The sequence below is a fragment of the Luteibacter sp. PvP120 genome, assembly GCF_054055715.1.
The window spans coordinates 171,667-188,080 of the sequence record NZ_JBSRXP010000002.1 but is presented as its reverse complement, the minus strand read 5'-3'; the positions used below and the strand labels follow the sequence as shown (position 1 = coordinate 188,080).

Here is a 16,414-nt window from a genome sequence, read left to right as displayed (position 1 = left end):
CAGTGACGACTCGTACTGCTGCGCCTGGAACTCGGGTTAGAAGGACTAAAAGAAAATGCTGAGAGCAGCGAGACGCGCGTTAGCCATTGGGATTGCATCCTTTTTCGTCACCGGTTGTGGTGGTGTTGGTCCGATGCAGAGTGCAGATTTTGCCTCGGATAAGCGAGGCGCTACTGTGTCGATTCCTCTGGAGGTTCTTCCTGGTGGCGCGTTCAACGTCAAAGATACTTACGTTCTGGCCTTGGGTTTCGACGCGTCGTCAGGAGATGTTGCGATCCAACAGTTCTTTGGCACGGCGCCAACAATGTCGACTATGCGGTTGCGCGTGAATCTGGTCCGCACCGAAGGCGGATGGGACGAGCATGTTCCATTTTCGACTTGTGCGTCTGCTCGTGCCATCCAGGCGTGCGATAGAAAGTACGTTTATGACGGATCGAAGGACCAGTCAGTCGTCTCGACGCTTCGGCAGCGAGGCATAGGTAGGAGTGAAGCGAATATGGAGATCGCCAGCTTCCGTTTCCCGTCCTTCGGGAAATACCGGATCGACTTGGAAGCCATCGACGATCAGCCCGCGCTTCGCGGTGTGCACACGAGTGTCTACGTAACGGTGCCTTTTGGGTACCCAAAATAAGGAGTTCTGGTGGGTAGCAAGCGATATACGGTGACTGTCCACGTCGCGAATCCTGGAACTCCAATGAATAGCGACAATGTGCCGCTCATGAATGAGGATGGTAGCCGTGCAACGTCTGTCCCAGGCCATATGTTCTACACCACTGATGACGGGCATCATCATGTACAGAGCTATGGGTTTGCACCGAAGCACCACGGCAGCATCATTGGAGAAGGTTACCGGTCGAAAACGGATAACGTCGATTACGAGAATCCGCGATATTCGCGCACGATGGAGATATCACGCCAACAATTTGATGTTCTGAACGAGTTCGGAAATGCTCCTGAGAAGTTTGGATTCGATATGACGTACAAGGATGTACGCAACAACTGCGTCGACTTTACGTGGGCAGCCTTGAATCACGCGGGAATTCAGCGCACCCATGGACATCTGGGTCATCTTGAAAACCATGGCGTCGATGGAAAACTTGGCTATCTGCCTGCCCTGGTGCCAGCTGACGTACAAACTATCCGCGACCCTATTCCGGGAAGTGATCTCAACAAGGAAATATTCCGCAAATTGCCAGCGAAAGCGTGGTGGCAGATTCCATTGAGTCCTCCCGAGATGGATTCCCGGTCGCCGAAAATCGGCGTGATAACCGATATCGATCCCTTCGAACGGCTCTACGCGGCAACGGTTGCCAACGATGACAAAACCTTTGAAGCGGTTGGCCAGGAATACCTGCAATCCCAGGAAGGCCAGGCTTTCCTGCAAGTCGGTCAGGAAGCGAACCGCCAGCAGGATCTGGCCGTACAACAGGCACAGGCACAGCAGACTCCGGTAATGAGCATGACGATGTAAGGAGCGGTACATGGACAAACAGGATGTGAGGTCGCTGGCAGTGAAGCTGGCGGCGGTGACGGACCGGATCGAGAAGCGCATGGACGGGGTGGCACGCGAGACGATGCGGGCAAGCCAGGCCATGGATCTGCAAGCGCGACAGTCGTTGGCGGCCTCGGAGCAGGTCTCGGAGGGCATCCGGCGCGCGGCCAGCGACGCGTTGGACGGCGGCACCCGTAAGGCGATCGAGCGATTCGGCGAGGTGGTGCGCGCATCGGAACGTCGGCTGGAGGGTGCAGCCCAGCGGCTTGAGGCGCGCATGCTTTCGGTGGGCAAGCTGCAGGCGGCTTTTGCGTGGAAGGCGTTCGCTGTGTCGGCGCTGGGGTCGGTCGCGTTGATCGGCGTGGCGGGCTATGCATTGTGGGAAGCGCATGAGGCATCGCGCGCCACGCGCTGGGTGAAGCAGATCAACGCCGCACAGACATCCGGCCGGCTCGGCCTCTGCCCGAGCGGTGGCGACCACGTTTGCGCGAAAGTCGACAAACGCTGGGTCCGCCTCGATCCGTGAGCGGCCGCCCCAGCACCAAAAAAGCTTTTTTACGTACGACTTGGCTTTACATCACCAGTTTATAATCATCGGTAACCCTGGACGTAAGTCGTGTGTCTGGCCGCTTGCGCCATGATCGATTCCCAATACGACTAGATGCTCATCGCCATGAGCAATGTCAAATCCTTGCAGCTGGTTTGCGCAATTGGCGGGTGAAGAAAAAGCCTGGCTGTAGGGAGTGGTAACCCGTACAGATGTCATGTCGCGAAAGCCGTTGGCGTGTTCTAACGGCTGGGCGCGCTCAATCGGAGCCTCATCGGGTCTCCTGGCAAACGAAAGAAAAAACCACATCGGTTCGGATACAGGCGCATATCCCACGTCGACTTTCAGGGCAGGTGGTAAGTAAACAGGTCGATACTCCCAAGCCGGAAATGCTGGCTTCTCGCCTGCGGTGGATGGTCTGAAGCAAACGCCGAAGGGCGCGGCGACGCCATCCGCGCACTTGAAGCGCTCAAAGAGCTGGGTTGGTGCTGTTAACTGACTTTGAGCTTCTGACTCATCGACAAGATGTAAAAGCTCGATGAAAGAATTTCGGAAGAAGAATCTCCGATTGGCAGTGCCTTGGCCCGGGTGTGCGTTCGGTGCTCCTTCGGTGAGTCCAAGGGCTGCCAGCGCATCAGCGCCTCGACCGTCATCATCCACACAGATAAAAATGTGATCCAGTTCCATCGTCGATTCCCTTTAGTCCTGTGACGTGATCGCCCAATTATGGGCTGTATCAACATCGCCGCCAAAACGCGCAGTTGTTTGGGCTGGTGGCAACCGTTTCGTTTGGCCAGTTCACTGAGCGGACGCCGCGTTCCCGGCCTCGAATACGTCTTCAAGACGATTCGCGCCGCCTTTCACGGTCATGGTGAAGGACCAAAAAAAACCCCGGAGGCCAGGGGAGCCGCCGGGGTGGGGTGGATAACCCGATCCAGGGGATGATCGGGTCGTCCTGAGGGTGGTCCCAGGGAGGTGGAACCCACCGATGGGACGCCGTTGCGTGCGCCCGAAGATATAGACGCCCGAATACGGACAAAGTTTCAGTCTGACCGAAAGAAAGTTGGGGAATAATTATTTTCCCTTCCCAATCAATCGGTTGTCAGTAGGCTCAGTGCGCCTCGTCCCAGTTCGCGCCCACGCCGATGTCTACCTGCAAGGGCACGCTGAGCGTGGCGGCCGCCGTCATGTGCGTTTCGATGCCGGCTCGGATCTCGTCAACCGCGTCCTCGCGTACTTCGAAGACCAGTTCATCGTGCACCTGCATGAGCAGGCGTACATCGTCGCGCGGGGCGATCCACGCGGCCACGACGATCATGGCGCGCTTGATGATGTCCGCGGCGGTGCCCTGCATGGGCGCGTTGATGGCCGCGCGTTCGGCGCCGGCACGGAAGGCCTGGTTACGGGAGGTGAGGTTGTCCAGGTACAGGCGGCGGCCGAACAGGGTCTGGACGTAACCGTCGCGGTGCGCCTGCTCGCGCGTGGCGTCCATGAAGGCACGCACGCCCGGGTAGCGGGCGAAGTACAGGGCCATGTAATCGGAGGCTTCGCCACGGTCCACGCCGAGCTGCTTGGCCAGTCCGAAGGCGCTCATGCCGTACATCAGGCCGAAGTTGATCGCCTTGGCGGCGCGACGCCGGTTGGTGGTGACCTCCGCCGCGGGCACGCCGAACACCTCGGCCGCCGTCGCGCGGTGCACGTCGCCACCGTCGCGGAAGGCGCGCACCAGGCCTTCGTCCCCGGACAGATGGGCCATGATGCGCAGTTCGATCTGCGAGTAATCGGCCGCGACGATGCGCCAGCCCGGCGGGGCGACGAAGGCCTGGCGGATGCGCCTGCCTTCCTCGGTGCGCACGGGGATGTTCTGCAGGTTGGGATCGGACGAGCTCAGCCTACCCGTGGCCACGGCGCCCTGGTGATAGCTGGTGTGCACGCGGCCCGTGCGCGGGTTGACGATGCCGGCCAGCTTGTCGGTGTACGTGGAGCGCAGCTTGGCGAGGCCCCGGTACTCCAGGATCAGGCGCGGCAGCTCGTGGGTCTCGGCGATCGCCTCCAGGGCTTCCTCGTTCGTGGACGGCTGGCCCGTGGGTGTCTTGACCTTCGCGGCCAGGCCCAGTTCGTCGAACAGTACGGCCTGCAGTTGCTTGGGCGAATCCAGGTTGAACTCGTGACCCGCCGAGGCATGGGCCAGCGTCTGCAGTTCGAGCATGCGCTTGCCCAGCTGCTGGCTCTGCAGGCGCAGCACGTGCGCATCGATCAAGACGCCGGTGCGTTCCATCTTCGCCAGCACGGGCACCAGCGGGATCTCGATGTCCTGGTAGACATCACGCAGCGACGGCTCGGCTTCCAGCTTCGGCCACAGCGCGTGGTGCAGGCGCAGCGTGATGTCGGCATCCTCCGCGGCGTAGCGGCAGGCCGTGTCGCAGTCCACCTGCGAGAACGGAATCTGCTTGGCGCCCTTGCCGGCCACCTGCTCGTACTTGATCGTGGTGTAGCCCAGGTAACGTTGCGCCAGGGAATCCATGTCGTGGCGCGTGGCGGTGGCGTTGAAGATGTACGACTCCAGCATGGTGTCGTGTGCCAGCCCGCGCAGTTCGATCCCGTAGTGCGACAGCACGTTGATATCGTATTTGCCGTGCTGGCCCACCTTGCGACGGCGCGGGTCTTCGAAGATCGGTTTGAGCGCGCCCAGCACGTGATCCCTCGGCAGCTGTGTCGGCGCGCCGGGATAATCGTGGGTGAGCGGGATGTACGCCGCCTTGCCCGGTTCCACCGCGAGCGAGACGCCGACGATCTCCGCCTGCATCGCATCGATGCTGGTGGTTTCCGTGTCGAAGGCGATCAGCGTGGCGGTCTCGAGCTTCTCCAGCCACGCGGCGAAACGGGCCTCGGTGAGGACCAGTTCGTACTCGCCCGCGTGCGACAGCGACGCGTCGGGGGTGGCGACGAGCGCGCCGGCCGGCGAAGCGGCGATGGCCCCGGCACCACGCACCGGCGCATCGACACCGGCGTCGAGATCCTTCAGCGCCGCCTTGAAGTCGTAGCGCGCATACAGCTCGCGCAGTGCTTCCACGTCGCGATCGCGCAGGGCGAGGTCCACGGGGGCGAATTCCAGCGGCACGTCGGTGCGGATCGTGACCAGTTCGCGCGATAGCGGCAGTCGCGGGATGGCCGCGCGCAGGTTCTCGCCGATCTTGCCGCCGATCTTGTCGGCGTTGGCGAGCAGGGCGTCGAGGTTGCCGTACTCGGCCAGCCACTTGGCGGCGGTTTTCGGGCCGCATTTTTCCACGCCCGGCACGTTGTCGATGCTGTCGCCCATGAGCGAGAGGTAATCGACGATCTGGTCCGGGCGCACGCCGAATTTTGCGATCACGCCGTCGGTATCCAGCGTGGTGTTGGTCATCGTGTTGATCAGCAGCGTGTGCTTGCCGACCATCTGCGCGAAATCCTTGTCGCCCGTGGAGATGATCGTGTCGATGCCCTGCTCGGCGGCCTGGCGGGCCAGCGTGCCGATCACATCGTCGGCCTCCACGCCGGGCACGCACAGGATGGGGAAGCCGAGCGCCCCGACGATCTTCATCATGGGCTCGACCTGGGCGCGCAGGTCGTCCGGCATCGACGGACGGTTGGCCTTGTACTCCGGGTAGAGATCGTCGCGGAACGTGCGCCCTGGCGCATCGCAGACGAACGCCACGTAGTCGGGGCCGGATTTCATCGTCGTGCGCAACATGTTGACGATGCCGAACAGTGCGCCCGTGGGCTCGCCGAAGGCGTTGGTCAGGGGCGGCAGCGCGTGGAAGGCGCGATACAGGTACGAGGACCCGTCGATGAGCGTGAGTGTAGGCATCCCCGGATTCTCTCATGGCCGGTCGCGCAGGGTTCGTTCACGTGGAAAGCCGGTGTCGCCTTGCTATTCTCGGCACCCCGCCAGGAGAGACATCCCATGAACCGCTCGCCCATCCTCGTCGCTGCGCTTGCCCTCGCCCTGGCGCTGCCTGCCTTCGCCCAGACCGCCACGAAGTTCGCGCCGCTGCCGCCGCCGCCGGGCCTGAACGATCCCGGCGTCAAACCCGGCGAGCCGGACCGCTCGGGCCAGAAGCCCGTGGACCGCCCAGTCACCTACGACGAGGCCCAGGACGGCAAGTCCACTCCGGCGACCTCCGATGCCCAGGGCGTGCGCTCGCCGGTCGACCTGCCGGCCATGCAGGACCACGGCGCAGTGGATGCGCGCGGCCAGCAGGCGCCGCAGGTGACCGTGCGCCAGCAGGGCGACGACCGCGTTGAGGAATACCGTACGGGTGGCCGGCTGTTCATGGTCGTGGTGACGCCCAAGAACGGCGTGCCGCAGACGTACATGGCCGACCCGGACGGCAAGTTGCACAACGACCCGAAGAACGGTCCGGTCAATCCGGTTTACTACAAGGTGTACGAATGGGGCGCGGCGCCCAAGCCCGTCGACAGGAACTGATCGACGAGCGCCAGCGTCATGCCCCTGGATCAGGGGGCGTGACGCTGGCCACGCCTGGTAGGACGCTCAGCCGTCCAGTTCGGGGTAGTGGCGGAAAATACCCGTGGTGTTGAATGGCACGCGGCGATCGGAGGCCAGGTAGGCGGCGATGTTCGGGCGGTCAGCCACACGCCGGGCCAGGTCGCGCAGCAGCGGCAGCTCCTGCTTCGCCATCGCTTTAGGGAACGCGTATTCCAGGCCCGCCATCAGTTGGAACAGCGACAGGTCGACGTAGGAATGCTGGTGCAGCACGAACCGGCCGCCACCACGCTCCAGTGCCTTCTCGAAATAGCCCAGGTATTTGGGAATACGCTGTTCGCGAAAGTCCTTCGCGCGCTTCTTCGCCTCGTCGCGCTGGTCCTCGTAGTACTGCGCCTTGGATACGGGGTGATGCGTATCGTGCGCCTCGGCCACGATATCGCTGACGGTCAGCTGGAGTTGATGGGCATACAGGCGCCTGGACTCGCTTTCCGGCACCAGGTCGTGTCGCGGGCCGAGGTACTGCAGGATATTGGCGACCTGCGCGATCACCAGGTGGCCTGACTTGAGGAACGGTGGCGCGAACGGCAGCGCACCCTCGTGCTGGCCTTCGAGGAAGGACGTCATCGCCTCGTTGCCTTCGACGCGTGCCACGTCGGTATACGTGGCGCCGGCATCCTCCAGGCACAGGCGGACGAATTCGCCGCGGCCCTGCAGTCCGGTCCAGTAGTAAAGCGCGTAGCTCATCGGCGGGCTCCTGCGGTAAAGCGCCGAGCATGCGCAACGCCCGTTTAAGTCCGCGTGAGCGCGATGTCGCGAAAGGCTTCCCATACCGTCTGCGCCGGGGGCGACAGCGAGCGCGCGCGACGCCGCACCAGTGTCACCGCGCGGCCGCGTCGTGGCGTGAGCGGCGTGGCGACCAGGCCGGAGCGCAGGGCATCCAGCGAAAGCCGGGGCGTGACGGTGATGCCGAGCCCTGCTTCCACCATGCGGAAGGCGGTATGGGGATGACCGACCTCGAGCACCACCCGCATGGGGATGTTCGCCTGCGCGAACGCGGCATCGATGAGGCGGCGGCTGCCCGATGCATGATCCAGCAGCACCAGCGGCTGGTCGGCCAAGGCCTCCCACGGCACGGTGCGACGCGTGGCAAAGGCATGGTCCGGGGGCGAGACCACGACGAACGGGTCCTGCATGAGGGTCTCGGTGTCGAATTCTTCCACCGTGGCCGGCTCCACCGTCAGGCCGAAGTCCACCTCGCCGCCACGCACGGCATCCAGCACCTGGGCCTGGTTCTGGTCGCGCAGGATGATCTCCAGCGCCGGGTGGTGCCGCGCGCACCAGGCGATGCAGGGTGGCACCAGCCCGGCCGCCAGGGTGGGCACCGCCGCGAGGCGGACACGGCCGCGTAACGGATCGGCCTGGGTGCGGGCATGCGCGAGCACCCCGTCCAGTTCGTCGAGCACCCGGGCCAGCGCCTGCTCCAGGTAGCGGCCGGCCTCGGTGGGCACGACCTCGCGCGTGCTGCGATCGAACAGGCGGACGTCCAGCTCGCTTTCCAGGTCGGCCACCAGGCGGCTGACGGCCGGCTGGGTGAGGTGCAGTGCCTCGGCCGCACGCCGGAAATGCCGCTGGTCCGCGACGGCGAGGAACGCACGCAACTGGCGCAGGGAGACATTCATGCGATTAATGTATCACCGGATCAGATAAAACGATTTGTCTTATCAAGCGACCGGCGCTGCAATGGGTGCCTCGATATTCCCAGGCTGATCGCCATGCGCCGTTTCCTTCCCGACGGATTCACCCTGTCCCTGATCGCCACTGTGGTCCTGGCCAGCCTGCTGCCCTGCCGCGGCGCTGCAGCCGGTGTGTTCGAGGTCGTGACCGACATCGCCATCGCCCTGTTGTTCTTCCTGCATGGCGCCAAGCTGTCCCGCGAGGCCGTGGTGGCGGGCATGACGAACTGGCGCCTGCACCTGACCGTGCTGGCCAGCACGTTCATCCTGTTTCCGCTGCTGGGCCTGCTGCTGAAGCCGATCCTGTCGCCACTGGTGACGCCGGACCTTTACCTGGGCATCCTGTTCCTGTGCACGCTGCCCTCCACCGTGCAGTCGTCCATCGCCTTCACCTCGATCGCGCGGGGCAACGTACCTGCGGCGATCGTCTCGGCCTCCGCGTCGAGCCTGCTCGGTATCTTCATTACGCCACTGCTGGTCGGCGCGATGATTGCCGGCACCGGGCAGGGCGGCCTGTCGTGGCATTCGGTCGGGGCCATCGTGCTGCAGTTGTTCGTGCCGTTCGTGGCCGGGCAGGTGGCGCAGCGCTGGATCGGTGGCTGGGTGCGTCGGCACGCCACGCTGCTGACGTATGTCGATCGCGGTTCGATCCTGCTCGTGGTCTACACCGCGTTCAGCGCGGCGGTGCTGCAGGGCCTGTGGCACCAGTTGCCGCCGCCGGTGCTGGGCGGACTGGTGGTGGTGAACATCGTGCTGCTGGCCTGTGCGCTGCTGGCCACGCGCTACGGGGCGCGGGCGCTAGGCTTCGCCGCGGAAGACGAGATCACCATTGTCTTCTGCGGCTCGAAGAAAAGCCTGGCGTCGGGCGTGCCGATGGCGAAGGTGTTGTTCGCCGGCCACCCGCTGGGGCTGATCGTGCTGCCAATCATGCTGTTCCACCAGATCCAGCTGATGACCTGCGCGGTGCTGGCGCGGCGCTATGCGCTGCGCCGCGACCCGGTGCAGGAGCTCAGTGCCGGAAGTGGCGCACGCCCGTGAACACCATCGCCATGTCGTTCTCGTCCGCGGCGGCGATCACCTCGCTGTCGCGCATGGAACCACCGGGCTGGATGACCGCACGGATGCCCGCGGCGGCGGCGGCGTCGATGCCGTCGCGGAAGGGGAAGAACGCGTCCGAGGCCATGGCGCTGCCGGGCACCGTGAGGCCGGCTTCCTCGGCCTTGATGCCGGCGATCTTCGCGCTGACCACGCGGCTCATCTGCCCGGCGCCGATGCCGACCGTGCGGTTGTCCTTCGCGTAGACGATCGCGTTGGACTTGACCATCTTGGCCACGCGCCAGGCGAACAGCAGGTCATCGATTTCCTGTGCGCTGGGCTGGCGCTTGCTGACCACGGTCAGTTCGTCGCGGCCCACCTGGCGGTGATCGGCGGTCTGCACCAGCAGGCCGGAGCCGACGCGTTTCACGTCGTGCGTATTGCGCCCTTCACCCGGCGGAATCTCGAGCACGCGCACATTCGCCTTCTTCATCGCTTCTTCCACCGCGCCCGCATCCACGGCCGGAGCGATCAGCACCTCGACGAACTGACGCTTCAGGATCACCTTCGCCGTGGCCGCATCCAGCGGACGGTTGAACGCGATGATGCCGCCGAAAGCCGAAGTGGGGTCGGTGGCATAGGCGAGTTCGTACGCGGCGAGCGGATCGGCGGCAACGGCGACACCACAGGGGTTGGCATGCTTGACGATGACGCAGGCCGGCGCATCGAACTGGCGCACGCATTCCCACGCGGCATCCGCATCGGCGATGTTGTTGAACGACAGTTCCTTGCCCTGCAGCTGGCGGAACGTGGCGAGCGTGCCGGGCGCGGGGTACAGGTCGCGATAGAACGCGCCGGCCTGGTGCGGGTTTTCGCCGTAGCGCAGGTCCATGACCTTGACGAAGCGTCCGTTGGACTGCTGCGGGAATTCGGCGCGCGAGGCGACGGTGGTGTGCGTGTCGTCGAGGGTCACGCCGGACAGGTAATCGCTGATGGCCGCATCGTAGCTGGACACCCGGTTGAACGCAGCCACCGAGAGCGCGAAACGCGTGGCGCGGGATAAACCGCCCCGGCCTTCGATCTCCGCGAGCGCGGCGTCGTATTGCGCGGGGTCGGTCAGCACGCCGACGTCGTTCCAGTTCTTGGCGGCGGCACGCAACATGGCGGGACCACCGATGTCGATGTTCTCGATCGCGTCATCCAGCGAGCATGCGGGATCGGCCACGGTGTGCTCGAACGGATACAGGTTCAGCACCAGCAGGTCGATCGGCAGGATGCCGTGCTCGGCCATCACGGCGTCGTCGGTGCCGCGGCGGCCGAGCAGGCCGCCGTGCACGCGCGGGTGCAGGGTCTTCACGCGACCCGCCATGATTTCCGGGAAGCCGGTGAGATCGCCCACATCGCGCACGGGGATGCCGGCATCGCGCAGTGCCTTGGCGGAACCGCCGGTGGAGAGGATGTCGATGTTCGCGGCCGCGAGGCGGCGGCCGAGTTCCGTCAGGCCCTGCTTGTCGGAAACGCTGACGAGCGCGCGGCGGACGGGAACGAGATCGGGCGTGGGCATGGGCACTTCCGGGGCGGAAAGCGCTCCATTATAGCCGCCCGGATGGCCGTGCGGCTTGGCCGTGGCGGCACTCAGGACAGGCCGTGGGCCGCCAGCTTCTTGCGGAGGGTGGCACGATTGATGCCCAGCGCGACGGCGGCGCGGCTCTGGTTGCCTTCGTGGAAGGCCAGCACCTCGCGCAGCAGCGGTCCTTCGACCTCGCGGATGACCAGGGCATGCAGGCCTTCACCGCCTTCGGTGTCGCCGATGTCGGCGAGGTAACGAAGCACGGTGCGGCTGACGCATTCGCTGAGGGCGCTCTGCATGGAGGTCTCGTTGGCGGCCTCGCCGGCAGTCAGTCTCACAGCGTTCAAGGCATTCCCCTCTCGCAGGCCGGGGCGCGGGTCCTCGGTCGGTTCTTGATGATGATGGTCGCTTGGGCTACGACTGGGACACGCCGTGAACGGGGGTCTGGCGTCGCGAAGGGAACCGAGTGTACTCGTCCCGGGCGGTGAAGTGCAGGCTTGCAAAAAGAAAATTTATTTGCCGGTTCAGTCGAACGAAAACGCGAAGGCGACCGCGCGCTGGCCCGGGTCTTGCACCTCGAACACCATCGCGGTAGTGGCCCCGCCAGGCAGGCCGCGCTCGCGCACATCCGCGTCGCCGACGTAATCGGCCGGCTGGAATCGCCGCATGGCCAGGCGTTGGCCGTTGGCGTCGGCAAGCACGATGGTGACGACGGGGTAGGGCTGCGCGAACGAGGCGTCGTTGCGTACGCTGGCAGTGATCAGCAGCCCGTCGCGCACGGAGGGATGCTGCTCGACATCGCGCGCCAGCAGGCGGAGTTGGGACGGCGCCGCGACCAGCGGGAGGTGGCAGCCGACGACGGCACAACCCGCCGCCAGCAGCGGGCCCACGGTGGGATCGGCGACGAGCACGTCGCGCTTGGCCCAGGCCAGCTGTGCGCCCAGGCCGAGCATCAGCGCCACGCAGACGACCACCCACATCGCGGTGCGCCACGAACGGCGCGGCCGTCGCGCGAACCGCGGCGTGAAGGTGAGGCCGGAGAAGTCAGTGGCGTCGTCGCCCGGGTCGTCGTCCGCCGGTGCGGGGGCGGCCGGCAACGGCTCGTCGGGCAGTGCGCGCGGGCGGAACACCGCCACGCCGGCCGTCGGCGGCTCGCGGTCCAGCGCATGTTCCTGAAGTCGCGTGAACGGCTCGGGCGGCAGCTGCGCCGCCAGGGTGCCGAGCGCGTTGAACACCGTGTCGCAATGCTCGCAACGCACGCAGCCGCAGGCGGGCACGAGCGCCGCGGCGTCGAGCTTGTAGACGGTGAGGCACTCGGGACACTGCGTGTACATCGTTCGATCATAACGTGCGGGCCCGCTAGAATCGTCTCCCCGTCCACCGATTGGCTATCCCATGCCCTGGCTCGAACTTTCCCTGACGATCCGCGCCGCCGAGCAGCCGCGCGTCGAAGCCGCGCTGGAGGACCTGGGCGCACTCTCCATCACCCTGCAGGACGCGGACGCCGAAACGCCCGATGAGGAAGCCATCTTCGAGCCGGGCGTGGGCGAGCTGCCCTTGTGGAACCAGATCGTGCTTAACGCGCTGTTCGAGGCGGACGCCGATCGTCGCGGCCTCACGGCGGCGATCGCCGACGACCTTCCCTTCATCGAGCCCGCGCAGATCGTCTGGCGCGACGTGGGCGACCAGGACTGGACGCGTGTCTGGATGGACGACTACAAGCCGATGCCCTTTGGTCGCCGCCTGTGGGTGTATCCGTCGAACATCGAACCGCCGGTCGATGGCGACATCGTGGTCGTCCGTCTCGATCCCGGCCTCGCCTTCGGCACGGGCACGCACCCGACCACGGCGATGTGCCTGGAGTGGCTGGACGGCCAGCAGCTGGCCGGCAAGTCGGTGCTGGACTTCGGTTGCGGATCGGGCATCCTCGCCATCGCCGCACTGAAGCTGGGCGCCGTGCGTGCCGTGGGCATCGACAACGACCCGCAGGCCATCGTCTCTTCGCACGACAACGCGGAGCGTAACGGCGTACAGGCCGACCTGGCCGTCTACCTGCCAGGCGAGGCGCCGGTCGAACTCGCCGACGTGCTGGTGGCGAACATCCTTGCCGGCCCCCTCGGCGAACTCGCGCCGACCTTCGCCGCGGCCGTGAAGCCAGGCGCACCGTTCGCGATCTCGGGCATCCTCTTTGGCCAGCACGAGGAACTGCTGACGCGCTATGCGGAATGGTTCGACAACCTGGAAATCCGCCAGCTGGAAGACTGGGTCCGCATCAGCGGCCTCCGGAAGCGTTGATTACCCCAGGGGATCCGCGTGGCGTAGGAGCGCACGATGTGCGCGACATGTGTTGAGGCCGAGACATGGAGTTGGCGCGCCAGCCCATGGTCACCGCGAAGACATGTCGCGCACATCGTGCGCTCCTACGACGGTCGCTGTTGCCGTTGTGGCACGGTTGCCGGTGCGCATGCAAAAAAAATCCCGCCGGCTGGCGGGATTTTCGTATCACGCCGCGGGCGGCGTTTCCTTTTGTTCGGCCATGCGTTTTTCCAGGTAGTGGATGTTCTGTCCACCGAGCTGGAAGCCGACGTCGGCCATGATGCGCTGCTGTAGCGGGATGTTGCACTTCACGCCTTCGATCACCGTCTCGTTCAGCGCCATGCGCATGCGCGCGATGGCGGTGGCGCGATCCGGGCCGTGCACGATGATCTTGCCGATCATCGAGTCGTAGTTGGGCGGGATGCGGTAGCCGTCGTACAGGTGGGTATCCACGCGCACGCCCGGGCCACCCGGCGCCTCGAAACGCTTCACCGTGCCGGGGCTGGGCATGAAGGTGTCGGGGTCTTCGGCGTTGACGCGGCACTCGATGGCATGGCCGGTGAGCACGATGTCTTCCTGACGGATGGACAGCTTCTCACCGCCGGCGATCAGCAGCTGTTCGCGCACGAGGTCGATGCCGGTGACCAGCTCCGTCACCGGATGCTCCACCTGGATGCGGGTGTTCATCTCGATGAAGTAGAAACGGCCACCTTCGAACAGGAACTCGAACGTGCCCGCACCGCGATAGCCGATACGCAGGCAGGCATCGACGCAGACCTTGCCGATTTCCGCGCGCAGCTCCGGCGTGATGCCCGGTGCCGGGGCTTCTTCCACCACCTTCTGGTGGCGGCGCTGCATCGAGCAGTCGCGTTCGCCCAGGTGGACGGCATTGCCCTGGCCGTCGGCCAGCACCTGGATCTCCACGTGGCGCGGATTTTCCAGGAACTTCTCCATGTAGACCTGATCGTTGCTGAAAGCCGCCTTGGCTTCCTGCTTGGTCATGACGATGGAGTTGGCGAGGTGGGCCTCGGTGCGCACGACGCGCATGCCGCGACCGCCGCCACCGCCGGACGCCTTGATGATGACCGGGTAGCCGATCTCCAGCGCGATACGCGCGTTCTCGTCCACGTCATCGCCCAGCGGGCCACCGGAGCCGGGCACGCACGGCACGCCGGCGGCCTTCATGGCGCGGATTGCCTCGACCTTGTCGCCCATCAGGCGGATGACGTCGGCGGTGGGGCCGATGAAGATGAAGCCCGACTGCTCGACCTGCTCCGCGAAGTTCGCGTTCTCGGACAGGAAGCCGTAGCCCGGGTGGATCGCGGCCGCGTCGGTGATCTCGGCGGCGGCGATGATCCGCGGAATGTTCAGGTAGCTTTCGGCGGAGGGACCCGGGCCGATGCACACCGATTCATCGGCCAGGCCGACGTGTTTCAGGTTGCGGTCCACGGTGGAATGCACCGCGACCGTCTTGATGCCCAGCGCGTGGCATGCGCGCAGCACGCGCAGCGCGATTTCGCCGCGGTTGGCGATGACGACCTTCTCGAGCATGGGTGTGGCCTCAGGCGATGACGAACATCGGTTCGTCGAATTCGACCGGCTGGCCGTTCTCGACCAGGACCGCGACGACCGTACCGGCCACGTCGGCTTCGATCTGGTTGAACATCTTCATGGCTTCGATGATGCCCAGCGTCTCGCCGGCCTTGACCTGCTGGCCCACGCTGGCGAACGCCGGTGAGCCGGGGGTGGAGGCGGCGTAGAACGTACCGACCATCGGCGCCTTGACCACATGGCCGGCCGGCAGGCCGGGTTCGGCGGCCGGAGCGGGCGCGGCAGCGGCGGCTACCGGTGCGGCGGCGACAGGCGCCGGCGCGGGCGGTGCCGCGTACATCGGCTGGGCGACGGCCGTGCCCTTGGGCACGCGTGACAGGCGGACGACTTCCTCGCCTTCCTTGATTTCCAGCTCCGCGAGGTTCGATTCCTCGAGCAGGTCGATGAGCTTCTTGATCTTGCGCAGGTCCATGGGGCAACCCTTAGTCAGTGGTGGAGGTGCGGGCGCCGGAGGGCGCGCCGCGAAGGGGATGTCAGGCGGCGGGCACCGCGAGGCGCAGCAACGCCGCTTCCAGCGCGAGGCGGTAGCTGTCGCCGCCGAAGCCGCAGATCACGCCGGCGGCGATGTCGGAAAGGTAGGAATGGTGCCGGAACGGCTCACGCGCATGCGGATTGGACAGGTGGATCTCGATGAACGGGATGGCCACGCCGGACAAGGCGTCGCGCAGCGCCACCGAGGTATGGGTGAACGCGGCGGGATTGATCAGGATCCAGGCCATGCCTTCGTCGCGGGCCTGGTGGACCCGCGCGATCAGCTCGTGCTCGGCGTTGGACTGGAACCAGCTGATGTCGTGGCCGGTGCCCTGCACGCGCGCCTGCAGCGACGCGTTGATGTCGGCGAGCGTCTCGCGCCCGTACACCGCGGGCTCGCGTACGCCGAGGAGGTTGAGGTTGGGTCCATGAAGGACGAGGAGCCTGGCCACTGTTCACCTGCCTTGGGTCCGGAGTTCCGGAACGCCGCGCAGTGTGCGCCTGTCGTCCCGCCTTGTCCAGTTCGGTGAAGATCGACGCAGTTCGCTGGAGATAGCGACTTTCCAGACGCCGCCGTATGGTCAGGCCTTGGGAAAGAGCGCGCGCCAGCCGTCGTGGCCGAGCGCGTCCAGGGTGGCCATGTTGGCTTCGAAGATACTTGCCGCGTCCGGGAACGCGGCCACCGCGCGGTCGATGCTGGCCTCGCGCAGCAGGTGCAGGGTCGGGAACGGTGAGCGATTCGTGTAGTTCGTGATGTCGTCAGGCGCCGTGCCTTCGAACTGGAAGTCCGGATGAAAGCTGGCGACCTGGATCTGGCCGTCCAGCGACAGCTCCGCGACGGTGTCGTCGGCGATCTCCAGGAAATCGTTGAAGTCCATGAAGTCGCCCAGCACGCGGGGATGGATCAGCAGCGTGGTGTCGACGACCTCCGGATCGGCGTCGCGCAGGAACTTCAGCTCGCGAACCAGTTCATCGTGCAGGGGTAGCGGCTGCTCGGCGTCACTGACCACGAAACGGACCTGGCCTTTCTTGTGCACCGCCTTGGCGAAGGGGCACAGGTTGAGGCCGATGACGGCGCGTTCGAGCCACTGGCGGGTGGCTTCGATCGTCTCGTCGGCGGTGGGCATAGGGTCCATGGGCAAGGGTCTCC

At 65.4% G+C, this 16,414-nt stretch carries 17 protein-coding genes; 6 read left to right on the top strand and 11 right to left on the bottom strand.

What is annotated here, in order from left to right; all coding sequences use genetic code 11:
- Positions 1–55 precede the first annotated feature (55 nt).
- From ACVKN3_RS04720 to ACVKN3_RS04710, 3 genes are all read left to right on the top strand, one after another.
- The gene (locus tag ACVKN3_RS04720) at positions 56–631 is read left to right on the top strand and encodes a hypothetical protein (protein WP_354513831.1); all 576 of its coding nucleotides are present in this window, start codon (positions 56–58) and stop codon (positions 629–631) included.
- 63 nt (positions 632–694) lie between these two features.
- Entirely contained in the window at positions 695–1,471 is a 777-nt protein-coding gene (locus tag ACVKN3_RS04715; protein ID WP_354513833.1) for a hypothetical protein, read from the top strand.
- Between the two features lie 10 nt (positions 1,472–1,481).
- Positions 1,482–2,018 (top strand): hypothetical protein, encoded by a 537-nt coding sequence (locus ACVKN3_RS04710; protein ID WP_354513835.1) that lies wholly within the window; start codon positions 1,482–1,484, stop codon positions 2,016–2,018.
- Between the two features lie 51 nt (positions 2,019–2,069).
- Here the strand turns inward: ACVKN3_RS04710 and ACVKN3_RS04705 are convergent, their stop codons facing one another.
- The gene (locus ACVKN3_RS04705; protein ID WP_354513837.1) at positions 2,070–2,726 is read right to left on the bottom strand and encodes a VOC family protein; all 657 of its coding nucleotides are present in this window, start codon (positions 2,724–2,726) and stop codon (positions 2,070–2,072) included.
- A 424-nt stretch (positions 2,727–3,150) separates the two neighbouring features.
- The gene (polA, locus tag ACVKN3_RS04700; protein ID WP_354513839.1) at positions 3,151–5,886 is read right to left on the bottom strand and encodes a DNA polymerase I; all 2,736 of its coding nucleotides are present in this window, start codon (positions 5,884–5,886) and stop codon (positions 3,151–3,153) included.
- Between the two features lie 96 nt (positions 5,887–5,982).
- Here polA and ACVKN3_RS04695 point away from each other — a divergent pair, with 96 nt between their 5' ends.
- Complete coding sequence (locus ACVKN3_RS04695; protein ID WP_285405131.1) at positions 5,983–6,507, top strand: DUF2782 domain-containing protein; 525 nt, start codon at positions 5,983–5,985, stop codon at positions 6,505–6,507.
- A gap of 66 nt (positions 6,508–6,573) precedes the next feature.
- Here ACVKN3_RS04695 and ACVKN3_RS04690 read toward each other — a convergent pair whose 3' ends face one another.
- Positions 6,574–7,272 (bottom strand): glutathione S-transferase, encoded by a 699-nt coding sequence (locus ACVKN3_RS04690; RefSeq protein ID WP_354513841.1) that lies wholly within the window; start codon positions 7,270–7,272, stop codon positions 6,574–6,576.
- A 44-nt stretch (positions 7,273–7,316) separates the two neighbouring features.
- Positions 7,317–8,207 (bottom strand): LysR family transcriptional regulator, encoded by an 891-nt coding sequence (locus ACVKN3_RS04685; protein WP_354513843.1) that lies wholly within the window; start codon positions 8,205–8,207, stop codon positions 7,317–7,319.
- Between the two features lie 93 nt (positions 8,208–8,300).
- Here ACVKN3_RS04685 and ACVKN3_RS04680 point away from each other — a divergent pair, with 93 nt between their 5' ends.
- Positions 8,301–9,299, top strand: coding sequence for a bile acid:sodium symporter family protein (locus ACVKN3_RS04680; protein ID WP_456991284.1), 999 nt, complete (start codon positions 8,301–8,303; stop codon positions 9,297–9,299).
- Here the strand turns inward: ACVKN3_RS04680 and purH are convergent.
- The 3 genes from purH to ACVKN3_RS04665 all read right to left on the bottom strand — a co-directional run bounded on the left by purH (position 9,271) and on the right by ACVKN3_RS04665 (position 12,200).
- A complete protein-coding gene (gene purH, locus ACVKN3_RS04675; RefSeq protein WP_354513845.1) occupies positions 9,271–10,860 on the bottom strand; it encodes a bifunctional phosphoribosylaminoimidazolecarboxamide formyltransferase/IMP cyclohydrolase in 1,590 nt (529 codons plus the stop codon). The genes ACVKN3_RS04680 and purH overlap by 29 nt on opposite strands.
- A 71-nt stretch (positions 10,861–10,931) precedes the next feature.
- The gene (locus tag ACVKN3_RS04670; RefSeq protein WP_369926472.1) at positions 10,932–11,213 is read right to left on the bottom strand and encodes a helix-turn-helix domain-containing protein; all 282 of its coding nucleotides are present in this window, start codon (positions 11,211–11,213) and stop codon (positions 10,932–10,934) included.
- A 177-nt stretch (positions 11,214–11,390) separates the two neighbouring features.
- On the bottom strand, positions 11,391–12,200 hold the full coding sequence (locus ACVKN3_RS04665) for a zinc-ribbon and DUF3426 domain-containing protein (RefSeq protein WP_354513847.1): 810 nt from the start codon (positions 12,198–12,200) through the stop codon (positions 11,391–11,393).
- A 61-nt stretch (positions 12,201–12,261) separates the two neighbouring features.
- Here ACVKN3_RS04665 and prmA point away from each other — a divergent pair, with 61 nt between their 5' ends.
- Positions 12,262–13,161 (top strand): 50S ribosomal protein L11 methyltransferase, encoded by a 900-nt coding sequence (gene prmA / locus ACVKN3_RS04660; protein ID WP_354513848.1) that lies wholly within the window; start codon positions 12,262–12,264, stop codon positions 13,159–13,161.
- A 207-nt stretch (positions 13,162–13,368) separates the two neighbouring features.
- Here prmA and accC read toward each other — a convergent pair whose 3' ends face one another.
- The 4 genes from accC to ACVKN3_RS04640 all read right to left on the bottom strand — a co-directional run bounded on the left by accC (position 13,369) and on the right by ACVKN3_RS04640 (position 16,400).
- On the bottom strand, positions 13,369–14,733 hold the full coding sequence (accC, locus tag ACVKN3_RS04655) for an acetyl-CoA carboxylase biotin carboxylase subunit (protein WP_354513849.1): 1,365 nt from the start codon (positions 14,731–14,733) through the stop codon (positions 13,369–13,371).
- Positions 14,734–14,743: 10 nt separating this feature from the next.
- On the bottom strand, positions 14,744–15,205 hold the full coding sequence (gene accB, locus ACVKN3_RS04650; protein WP_285405141.1) for an acetyl-CoA carboxylase biotin carboxyl carrier protein: 462 nt from the start codon (positions 15,203–15,205) through the stop codon (positions 14,744–14,746).
- 61 nt (positions 15,206–15,266) lie between these two features.
- The gene (gene aroQ / locus ACVKN3_RS04645) at positions 15,267–15,716 is read right to left on the bottom strand and encodes a type II 3-dehydroquinate dehydratase (RefSeq protein WP_285405143.1); all 450 of its coding nucleotides are present in this window, start codon (positions 15,714–15,716) and stop codon (positions 15,267–15,269) included.
- A 129-nt stretch (positions 15,717–15,845) separates the two neighbouring features.
- Entirely contained in the window at positions 15,846–16,400 is a 555-nt protein-coding gene (locus ACVKN3_RS04640) for a DUF1415 domain-containing protein (RefSeq protein WP_354513850.1), read from the bottom strand.
- Positions 16,401–16,414 lie beyond the last annotated feature (14 nt).